General features: G+C 63.3%; 11 protein-coding genes. 5 read left to right on the top strand and 6 right to left on the bottom strand.

Features of this window, described 5'->3' with window-relative positions; translation table 11 throughout:
- Nucleotides 1-1,154, bottom strand: a 1,154-nt coding sequence (locus tag J1M81_RS03270; RefSeq protein ID WP_206497573.1) for a serine/threonine-protein kinase, incomplete at its 3' end; no start/stop codon positions are given.
- 169 nt (nt 1,155-1,323) lie between these two features.
- Here J1M81_RS03270 and J1M81_RS03265 point away from each other — a divergent pair.
- The 4 genes from J1M81_RS03265 (at nt 1,324) to J1M81_RS03250 (ending at nt 6,198) form a co-directional block, all read left to right on the top strand.
- Nucleotides 1,324-2,541 (top strand): EAL domain-containing protein, encoded by a 1,218-nt coding sequence (locus tag J1M81_RS03265; protein ID WP_045841747.1) that lies wholly within the window; start codon nt 1,324-1,326, stop codon nt 2,539-2,541.
- An 87-nt stretch (nt 2,542-2,628) separates the two neighbouring features.
- Nucleotides 2,629-4,173 (top strand): sodium:alanine symporter family protein, encoded by a 1,545-nt coding sequence (locus J1M81_RS03260; protein ID WP_032372382.1) that lies wholly within the window; start codon nt 2,629-2,631, stop codon nt 4,171-4,173.
- A 107-nt stretch (nt 4,174-4,280) separates the two neighbouring features.
- Nucleotides 4,281-4,913: a GyrI-like domain-containing protein gene (locus J1M81_RS03255; RefSeq protein WP_032372383.1), complete on the top strand. Its 633-nt coding sequence runs from the start codon at nt 4,281-4,283 to the stop codon at nt 4,911-4,913.
- Nucleotides 4,914-4,926: 13 nt separating this feature from the next.
- A complete protein-coding gene (locus J1M81_RS03250; RefSeq protein WP_032400829.1) occupies nt 4,927-6,198 on the top strand; it encodes an MFS transporter in 1,272 nt (423 codons plus the stop codon).
- Between the two features lie 24 nt (nt 6,199-6,222).
- Here the strand turns inward: J1M81_RS03250 and J1M81_RS03245 are convergent, their stop codons facing one another.
- The 4 genes from J1M81_RS03245 to J1M81_RS03230 form a co-directional block, all read right to left on the bottom strand.
- Nucleotides 6,223-6,642 (bottom strand): VOC family protein, encoded by a 420-nt coding sequence (locus tag J1M81_RS03245; protein ID WP_032400724.1) that lies wholly within the window; start codon nt 6,640-6,642, stop codon nt 6,223-6,225.
- A gap of 87 nt (nt 6,643-6,729) precedes the next feature.
- Nucleotides 6,730-7,041, bottom strand: a complete 312-nt coding sequence (locus J1M81_RS03240; RefSeq protein ID WP_027497184.1) for a transcriptional regulator — start codon at nt 7,039-7,041, stop codon at nt 6,730-6,732.
- Nucleotides 7,038-7,466: a hypothetical protein gene (locus J1M81_RS03235; protein ID WP_063216687.1), complete on the bottom strand. Its 429-nt coding sequence runs from the start codon at nt 7,464-7,466 to the stop codon at nt 7,038-7,040. The genes J1M81_RS03240 and J1M81_RS03235 overlap by 4 nt, the downstream gene beginning before the upstream one ends.
- 48 nt (nt 7,467-7,514) lie before the next feature.
- Nucleotides 7,515-7,817, bottom strand: coding sequence for a hypothetical protein (locus J1M81_RS03230; protein WP_032370584.1), 303 nt, complete (start codon nt 7,815-7,817; stop codon nt 7,515-7,517).
- A gap of 102 nt (nt 7,818-7,919) precedes the next feature.
- Here J1M81_RS03230 and J1M81_RS03225 point away from each other — a divergent pair, with 102 nt between their 5' ends.
- Complete coding sequence (locus J1M81_RS03225) at nt 7,920-8,483, top strand: dihydrofolate reductase family protein (RefSeq protein ID WP_206497572.1); 564 nt, start codon at nt 7,920-7,922, stop codon at nt 8,481-8,483.
- A 41-nt stretch (nt 8,484-8,524) separates the two neighbouring features.
- On the opposite strand, the gene J1M81_RS03220 is transcribed toward J1M81_RS03225, so the two are convergent.
- A complete protein-coding gene (locus tag J1M81_RS03220; RefSeq protein WP_027497180.1) occupies nt 8,525-8,821 on the bottom strand; it encodes a DUF503 domain-containing protein in 297 nt (98 codons plus the stop codon).
- Nucleotides 8,822-8,860: the final 39 nt, after the last annotated feature.

The raw sequence follows: 8,860 nt of genomic DNA, 5'->3' as shown, positions 1-8,860 counted from the left end.
GTCAGAGGTGTATAAGAGACAGCCTGGGGGAGGTTCGAGACAACCGGCATCGAGGACTCGGATGCCGTCGTCACGGGTGCAGGACTGGTCGGAGCGGTGACCGATGTGGACGGCGATGTCTCGATCGGCTCGTCGCCTGTTCCGGTTGCCATCCAGGCAATTGCCGACGCGACGGCGACGAACAGTGCGGCCGCAGCCAGAAAGACAAGACCGCGACGCCGTGAACCCTCCGTTTGCCGAGGGGCCGAATCCTGTTCGGCGACAAACGTTGTCGCATTCGCGGCGGGCAGGACCGCAGTGGCCGGCGGTGGTGGCGGTTCGCTGGAAAGACTGTGTAAGGCGTCGGCCACGGTGTCCGCCGTCGGCCTGTTTTCGGGATGTCTGGCCGTCATCGTCGTCAGCAGTGAATGCCACTGGGGCCCGAGTTGCTCGGGTACCTCGGGATCGCGGTGCAAGCGCGCCACGGCTGCGGCTACCGCGCTGCCGTCGAACACCATTGCGCCGGTAAGACATTCGATGAGAACCAATCCGAGGCTGTAGATATCGGTTGCAGGCCCCGCAGAGGTGCCCGTCGCCTGTTCCGGGCTGAGATAGTGAGCGGTGCCGACGGTGGTGCCGTGCTCGGTGAGGCGGTCGGCGTCGACGATGCGAGCGATACCGAAATCGGTGAGCTTCACGCAGTGTCCCGTGCTCGACGCCGGCTCTCGGGCGACCAGGATGTTGGCCGGTTTGATGTCGCGGTGGATCACGCCGCGGTGGTGGATGTAGGCAAGGGCTCGAGCAATCTCGTGTCCCATCCGGGCGACGACATCGCCCGGTAGTGCGCGGCCTGCGCGGTAGCCGTTCAGAGTGGGGCCGTCGACGAACTCCATCACGAGAAAAGGCACTCGGATGCCGCCGGTGTCGGGGGCGGTACCCGCGTCGTACAACGTCACCAGGCCAGGATGCGACAGCGACGCGAGCGTCCTGATCTCGGCATCGATCCGTGCATCGGTATGTGCGGGTTCACCCTGACGGAATATCTTCACGGCAACGGGCCTACCGAGGACGTCGTCGTCGGCTCGAACGACATCTGCCATTCCGCCGCGCCCCACGACGTTGCCCAGACGATATCTGCCCGCGAACAGGTGATCGTCGGAGTTCGCACCCACCATTGTTCACCGCCGATTCGAAGTCTTCCGAGAACCCTATAGCCCGTCGGCGAGGGAAGAAGGCGCGGCCGGCGACCATCGGGCATGATGGTTCCCCGGGTGGGGACCGTCGAGATGTACCGAGGGAGGTCCGCCTGTGCATCGTGACGCCTCGCACGCGCAATTTTCGCCGATGACGATCGATATCACGTCGACCTACCAGCCGATCGTCGCGTTGGACGGCCGAGCTGTCGTGGGTTACGAAGCCCTGGTGCGGACCTGCGGCGACGCGCAAGCGATCTCGCCGCCGCAGCTGCTGCGCGAGGCGGCCGATCGAGGCGAGTCGGCCGAGTTCGACTGGCGGTGCAGACTCAGCGCCCTGAGCGGGGCCGTCGAAGCCGGTTTCCCCGAAGGACTCGCGTTGTTCGTCAACGCGGAACCCACAGCCCTGGACGCGCCACCTCCGAGAGAGTGCCTGCCATTGGTGGCCGAGGCATCTCGGTTGTCGATCATCGTCGAGATCACCGAGCGAGATCTGATGGGTGACCCCTCCGGGCTGCTGCGTGCGGTAGAGCATGCCCGCGACCTGGGATGGCGGGTCGCGCTCGACGATGTGGGTGCAGACTCGTCGAGTCTGGCACTGATTCCGCTGCTCCGGCCCGACGTGATCAAGCTGGATATGTCTCTCGTGCAGGGCCGTTCGAGCTATGCCACGGCGTCCGTGGTGTCCGCGGTCGCCGCAGAGGCCGAACGCAGCGGTGCGCTGGTGCTCGCCGAGGGAATCGAAACGGAGCGGCACGAAGCGACCGCGCACGACATGGGTGCGGTTCTCGGCCAGGGCTACCTGTACGGCGCCCCGACTCGTCTACCCACCTTCGGAGCCACCGGCGGTACGGCCAACACACTCGAGTTGGAGCCGGCAATAACCGTCCGGGCCCCTGTTGCCGTGACGCCGTACGGTCTGGTCCATCGATTCGGAACCCGTCGGCGCGCTGACGCACGGCTTCTCGACGACATCGAGAACGGTCTGCTTCGCAGTGTCTACGGCACCGGTGCGTCGACCGTCGTATTGGCGACGACGAACGCGTCGGCCGGGACGACCGCCGAGCGTGTCGCGTTGTTCGACGACCTCGCTGTGCGCACGTCTCTCGTGGCCGTCTTCGACTCGCGGCCGATGCCGGGTGAACATCGGTTTCGGACCGTTGCGGTCGGCGAGGACGAACCACTGGCGTCGGAGCGCTCGATTGTCATCGTGGCACCGATGTCTAGCGTTGCTCTCATCGCGGTGGAGAGCGGAACTGCCCACGACGGAAGCGTGTTGTACGACTACTGCCTGACCTACGACCGACACATGGTCCTCGATGCGGCGACGCTTCTGCTCCGCCGATTGCCCGCTCGGACCCGTGTATGAGCCACTACAAGTCAAGAATATGTAAATATTTGCCCGTTTTTCGATAAAGACCGTGACGTGTGCCCGGGATGATGTTGACTCGACGTCATGAGTTTTCACCGTCTCGCCATCGACTATTCGGCCGCGGACGGAGGCACGATCAGTTCTATCGAGACAGCGATCAACAATGCTTTCGATCCGATCTCCGCCGCTGTCTCCAGCTTCGTGTTCTTCACCGTGAACATCGGTGGTGCCGCAGTTCCACTGATCGTTCTGTGGCTGATTCTGGGTGCCGTCGTCTTCACCGTCACGTTCAAGTTCATTCAGTTCCGCGGTATCAAGCGATCTTTGATCCTGGTGAGCGGCAAAGAAGACGAAGCCGATGCACCAGGAGAAGTCAGCCACTTCCGGGCTCTCACGGCCGCAGTGTCCGGAACCGTGGGACTGGGGAACATTGCAGGTGTGGCGGTCGCAGTCACGCTGGGTGGACCAGGGGCGACCTTGTGGATGATCCTCGCCGGACTGCTGGGAATGGCCTCGAAGTTCGTCGAGTGCACCCTAGGCGTGAAATATCGGGATATCAACGAGGACGGCACCGTCTCGGGCGGGCCGATGAAGTACCTCACCAAGGGACTCGCCGAGCGAGGTCTTGCAAAGGTCGGGAAGGTGATGGCTGCCTTCTACGCCGTCATCATCACGTTCTTCGCCATCAGTGGCGGCAACATGTTTCAGGCCAATCAGACGTACGCGCAGGTCCGCTCGGTTACCGGTGGCGACGAAGGCTTCCTCGGTTCGGACGGTGCGAAGGCAGTGTTCGGACTCGTGATCGCACTCATCATCGGCCTGGTCATCATCGGCGGCATGAAGTCCATTTCGGCCGTCACCGCAAAACTCGTTCCTTCCATGGCGTTGGTCTATGTCGTCGCGTGCGGCGTCGTCATCGCCGTGAACTTCCGGTCCGTTCCGACGGCGTTCGGTGCCATCTTCGACGGCGCGTTCTCACCCGAGGGCGTGGCAGGCGGAGTACTCGGAGTGATGATCATCGGGTTCCAGCGCGCGGCCTTCTCCAACGAGGCCGGGTTGGGATCGGCTTCCATTGCTCACTCGGCCGTCAAGACCAGACATCCGGTCACCGAAGGATTCGTGGCAATGCTCGAGCCCTTCATCGACACTGTGGTCATCTGCACGGCAACGGCCCTGACCATCGTGATCGCCAATACTGTGTCCTGGCAGGACCAGCGCGCCATAGTTGCCGAAACCGGTGAGTTGCCGGCGGGCGGCGTCACGCTCACCTCCGACGCCTTCGAGACCGTCCTGCCGTGGTTCCCGTACGTACTCACTCTCGCTGTGGCACTGTTCGCGTTGTCCACGGCGATCACCTGGGCGTACTACGGACTACAGGCCTGGACATCGTTGTTCGGTCGCAGCCGGTTGTCGCGCAATTTCTTCAACCTCATGTTCTGCACCTTCACCGTCATCGGCACCGTCCTGTCGCTCGGCTCGGTGCTCGACTTCGCCGACGCCACGCTGTTCCTTCTGGCGTTGGTCAACATCTCGGGCCTCTACTTGCTGCTGCCGGTCGTCAAACGGGAACTGTCCGACTACATGGCAGTGCGTCGGGGCGAATCGAAGGCAGTCGACGCCGAGCTGTGACAGTGTCGGTCGACCGACCAACTGCTTCCGAACAGGAGAGCGTTCACCACGGCACCCCAGCCCGGAGTGGTCGGTACACTGACGCGCAGTCGGCAGGAGGTGAGGGCATGAAGACGGATTTCAAGAAGACCCTCGACTCGTATTCGGCACGGCGCAACGTGTTTCGAGTTCTGACCGTGCCACCGACGAAATACTTGATGATCGACGGCCACGGGGATCCGAACACCGCACCGGAATATGCCGATGCTGTATCCACCCTGTTCCCCGTTGCGTATCGGCTGAAATTCACCAGTAAGAACGACCTGGAGCGCGACTACGTCGTCCCACCGCTCGAAGCCTTGTGGTGGGCGCCGGACATGGCGGCCTTCACCACGCGCCGGGACAAGTCGAACTGGCTCTGGACTGTGATGATCATGGTGCCTGACTGGATCGACCACACGATGTTCGAGCACGCCGTACGGGTCGACGCATCCGAGAACCGTTCGGACCGACGTGACGGAATGCGCCTCGACACCCTCGACGAGGGCCTGTGCGTGCAAACTCTGCACACCGGTTCCTACGACGACGAGGCCGCCGTGCTCGACGAGATGCACCACCGCTACATCCCGCAGGCCGGGCTGACGATGACCGGCCGTCATCACGAGATCTACCTCAGTGACCCACGACGGGTCGAACCGGCGAAGCTGCGCACCATTCTTCGGCAACCGGTGCGGTACTCGGCGGACGAGGCCTCGCTCTGACACGATGACCGGCATGACCAATGCGGTGCGTCCGGCGTCGTTCACCGTCGGCACCCTCACGTTGCTCGGGGCCCTGTACTTCGCTCAGGGGCTGCCTTTCGGCTTCTTCACGCAGGCCCTGCCCGTCGTCCTTCGAGAGTCGGGCTTCTCGTTGGTGAAAATCAGTGCAACCGGGGTGTTGTTTCTGCCGTGGGCGCTGAAATTTCTGTGGGCACCGTACGTCGATCGTTACGGGTCGAGGCGGCGGTGGCTTCTGTCCTTACAGGTGTCCGCCGCGCTGGTGGCGCTCGCACTGTCTTTTCTCGATTTGTCGTCGACGTTGCGCTGGCTGTTCGTCGGAATCTTTGTCATCAACGCGCTGTCGGCCACCCAGGACATCGCAACGGATGGGATAGCGGTTCGCACGTTGACGGTGGCGCAACGCGGCCTGGGTAACGGTCTGCAAGTGGGCGCGTACCGGGTAGGTATGGTGTGCGGCGGGGGAGTGCTGTTGTGGCTGTTCACCTTTGCGGGATGGCAGGTGCTCTTCGTTGCGATGGCATTGCTGATCCTGTTGGCGACGGCCCCGGTCTGGTTCATGAACAGGCAACTGGCCGCGGCAGACGTGGACACCGACCGGCAGCCCGAGTCCGAGGGCCCGGCGCGACTCTCTGTGGCCTGGTGGTCCCGATTGCGCAGGCCTGGCATGGTCGCGTTCATCCTTCTCATCGTCGGCTTCAAATTCGGAAACTCGATGGGCTCGGCGCTGGTCGGCCCGTTCCTTTCGGACAACGGACTGACCTTGACTCAGATCGCCCTGGTCGAGGGCGGCCTGTCGTCGGTGGCAGCACTCGGAGGTGCTGCGCTCGGCGCGTGGTTGTCCTTTCGCTTCGGACGTCGTCAGGCTCTGCTGGTCGGCGGAATCGCCCAAACTCTCAGTCTTGCGTTGTATGTAGTGGCATCGTTCGGCATCGGCGGGTTTCCGCTCCTGGTCGCGGCCAACGTCACCGAACACGTGCTGGGCGGCGCTGCAACCGTTGCCGTTTTCGCACTGATGATGGACGCATCGGAAAAACGTTATGCAGGAAGCGATTACACACTGATGGCCTGCGCAATCGTCTTTGCGCAGGGTGCGTCCGGACTTACGGCGGGCGTGATCGGCGACGTGTTCGGTTACACCGCGTTGTTCGGTTCCGCACTGGTGCTGTCCGCGGTCGGTTGCGCGGTGCTGATCGTGGCGCTCGACAGGGGCTGGGGGCCCGTCGGGCTGCACGAGGTCATCTCAGTCGAATCTCGCAGCCACTGAAGGCGCCCACTGCTCCTCCGTCGCTCAGCTTTCGGCGACCGAGCCGGAGATGTTCACCATCCACTGCACACCGAACTTGTCGGTGAGCATGCCGAATGTGTCACCCCACGGTGCTGCGTCGAGACCCATAGTGAATTGTGCGTCGACGGCCAGCGCGTTCCAGTAGCCCGTCAATTCCTCGTGCTCGGTACCGAAGAGCGAGACGCTCATCGTGTTTCCGGGTGTGTGTTCCATCGACGACGGGGTGTCGGCCCCCATCAGTGTGAATCCGCTGGGAGTTGTCAACTGGCCGTGCATGATCAGGTTCTTCTCGGATGGATCGTCGGTGGCCTGGCCCTCGCCGAACGTGGTCAGCGTGAGCTCTCCACCGAAGACCGTCCTGTAGAACTCCATAGCGGTGCGCGCATTGTCACGGAACGACAGGTACGGACTGAGTGTGGGCATGGCGGGACTCCTTCTCGAATCGAACGACCGGTGCGGGCTGCATCGGCTTCATCCGTCGAAAAAGTAGACACGAAGCTGGGGGAGAACTCACCGCCCAGGCTCGGATGGGCTCGCCTCGGCCTCGGCGAGAATGGCGCGGAGGGCAGCCACATGGCGGCGGTAGGCGGTTTTACCCTCCCTAGTCAGCGACAGCCACATCCGCCGCGAGTCGGTGCGTGATCTCTGCTGATCCACGTAGCCGGCGTCGACCAGGGCCGCCACCTGCTTGCTCAGCGCCGATGCGCTCAATCCACTGTGTTCCTTCACGACGGCGAGCTCGAGCGTCGTACCTGCCGCCAGCAGCGCGCAGATCCGCAGCCGGTTCGCCGGATGAATGATCGGATCCAGATCGTCCGTCATCGGTGTGTGCTCCGGTAGTGAGCGATCGAACCGAACGAGTAGGTCGCCGTCGCTGCTGTAGCGAGGAGCACCAGCGTCCAGCTCGGCAGGGATGGCTGCGCGAATGCCAGTGCCACCACCACGAAAGCAACGGACAGTGCGACCGACGCCAGAAATCCACGGCTGGTAGGCAGCGCCCACGGTGTGCCCATTCGGAACCCGGTGATCACGTTCGTTGCCACAATGGCCGCGGCCAGAATCAGCAGGGCGACAGTGCGGTGGGAGTCGGTGAGCAGTGGCGTGAGTGCCAACGCCCCGATGAGCACTGCGTTGACGGCGTACAACCAGACCGGCCACGGAGTGTCGCGCACGGCGCGTTGCACGCGGTCGATGTCGTCGAGAGTCGTTCGAGCTTCGGACGAGGTGGGCTTATCGATGCTTTCCATATCGGAAACCATATTGGATAGTTTCCGATATGGCAACGAATTGTGTGATCAGTTCTCGAGATCGGTATCGGTCGGCCGCGGCACCTCGGCCTCCCAGCGGGCCCGTCGCTCGTCCGGGGATTGTTCCCACCACGGCGTACCTCGTTCTCCCAGGGCGACTTTGGCGGCCTGAACGCCCGCGCGAGACTCTGTGGCACCGGAGGTGCGTTTGACGTCTCTGCGCCACGCCATGAGGATCGAGCGCAATTCGGCGTTGCGATCCTCGGGAATGTCGGGATCGGTCGCGCGCCACCGTCGACCTTTGATGACGACATAGTGACCGTCTTCGGTGCGTTCCACTTGCTCGGCCATGAGACCACCTTGCCACCCGACACTGCCTGTCGTCGGTTCGACGCGTGGTTTACGATTCCGGCACCTGTTCCGCTTCTGCCTCACACCGAACCGAGGATTGCCATGCGCACCGTGATCGTGACCGCGTTCGTTTCGCTCGACGGCGTCATGGAGGGGCCGGGTGGGGAAGTCGGCTACCGCAACGCGGGGTGGACGTTCAAGGACATCGAGTTCGATCCAGCGGCGTACGAGATCAAGGGCCGCGAGCAGGACGAGGCCACGGCCATGCTGCTGGGGCGTACCTCCTACGAGGCGTTCGCTCCCGTGTGGCCCACGATGGACGATTTCGCCGGATACAACTCGATGCCCAGATACGTGGTGTCGACGACATTGGAGCGCAGCGACGACCGTTGGCCGGCAACCATTCTGCGCAGCATCGACGACGTCGCCGAACTCCGGGAGACCGAAGGCGGGCCGATCTCGGTGCACGGTAGCGCGACGCTGGGTCGTAGCCTCGCCGATGCCGGTCTCGTCGACCGCTACCACCTGTTGGTCTTCCCGATGCTGCTCGGCGCGGGCAAGCGGCTGTTCAGCTCCAGCGACAAGGCCACGATTCACCTGGATCTGGTGGAGCACGAGGTGTACGGCAACGGCATCCAGAAGCAGGTGTTCGACGTCCGTCGATGACCGTAACCGTCGATGACCCGGATTCGTCGACAGCGCGCGATTCAGATGTCGTCGCTCTTCAGGGTGCGCCGCCGAACGGCTACGAGGTGAAGCTCCGGTCGGGACGCCGCCATCCGCTCGACCCGGTCGAGGATGTCGGTCACGTGGTCGAGGTCGCCGGCTACCACCGACGCTCCGATTTCGGCCCGTCTGTGCAGGTCGCGATGGTCGGTTTCGGCGACCGACACCGCGAATTTTCGATGCAGCTCCGAGATCACGGGCCGAATCACCGAGCGCTTCTCCTTCAGGGAGTGCACGTCGCCCAACAAAAAATCCAGTTCTATCCATCCGATCCACATAGGCTTACGACTGTACCGCGGTAGTGGGCGGGGCTACCC

The sequence above is a fragment of the Rhodococcus sp. KRD175 genome (genome assembly GCF_017168275.1).
GTDB lineage: Bacteria > Actinomycetota > Actinomycetes > Mycobacteriales > Mycobacteriaceae > Rhodococcoides > Rhodococcoides fascians.
This window is presented reverse-complemented; position numbering and strand designations above follow the sequence as displayed.

What these genes read in the sequence shown, in the direction of transcription:
- J1M81_RS03265 (WP_045841747.1), top strand. Translation starts at nt 1,324, where the DNA reads ATGACGATCGATATCACGTCGACCTACCAGCCGATCGTCGCGTTGGAC.
- J1M81_RS03260 (WP_032372382.1), top strand. Translation starts at nt 2,629, where the DNA reads ATGAGTTTTCACCGTCTCGCCATCGACTATTCGGCCGCGGACGGAGGC.
- J1M81_RS03255 (WP_032372383.1), top strand. Translation starts at nt 4,281, where the DNA reads ATGAAGACGGATTTCAAGAAGACCCTCGACTCGTATTCGGCACGGCGC.
- J1M81_RS03250 (WP_032400829.1), top strand. Translation starts at nt 4,927, where the DNA reads ATGACCAATGCGGTGCGTCCGGCGTCGTTCACCGTCGGCACCCTCACG.
- J1M81_RS03245 (WP_032400724.1), bottom strand. Translation starts at nt 6,642, where the DNA reads ATGCCCACACTCAGTCCGTACCTGTCGTTCCGTGACAATGCGCGCACC.
- J1M81_RS03240 (WP_027497184.1), bottom strand. Translation starts at nt 7,041, where the DNA reads ATGACGGACGATCTGGATCCGATCATTCATCCGGCGAACCGGCTGCGG.
- J1M81_RS03235 (WP_063216687.1), bottom strand. Translation starts at nt 7,466, where the DNA reads ATGGAAAGCATCGATAAGCCCACCTCGTCCGAAGCTCGAACGACTCTC.
- J1M81_RS03230 (WP_032370584.1), bottom strand. Translation starts at nt 7,817, where the DNA reads ATGGCCGAGCAAGTGGAACGCACCGAAGACGGTCACTATGTCGTCATC.
- J1M81_RS03225 (WP_206497572.1), top strand. Translation starts at nt 7,920, where the DNA reads ATGCGCACCGTGATCGTGACCGCGTTCGTTTCGCTCGACGGCGTCATG.
- J1M81_RS03220 (WP_027497180.1), bottom strand. Translation starts at nt 8,821, where the DNA reads ATGTGGATCGGATGGATAGAACTGGATTTTTTGTTGGGCGACGTGCAC.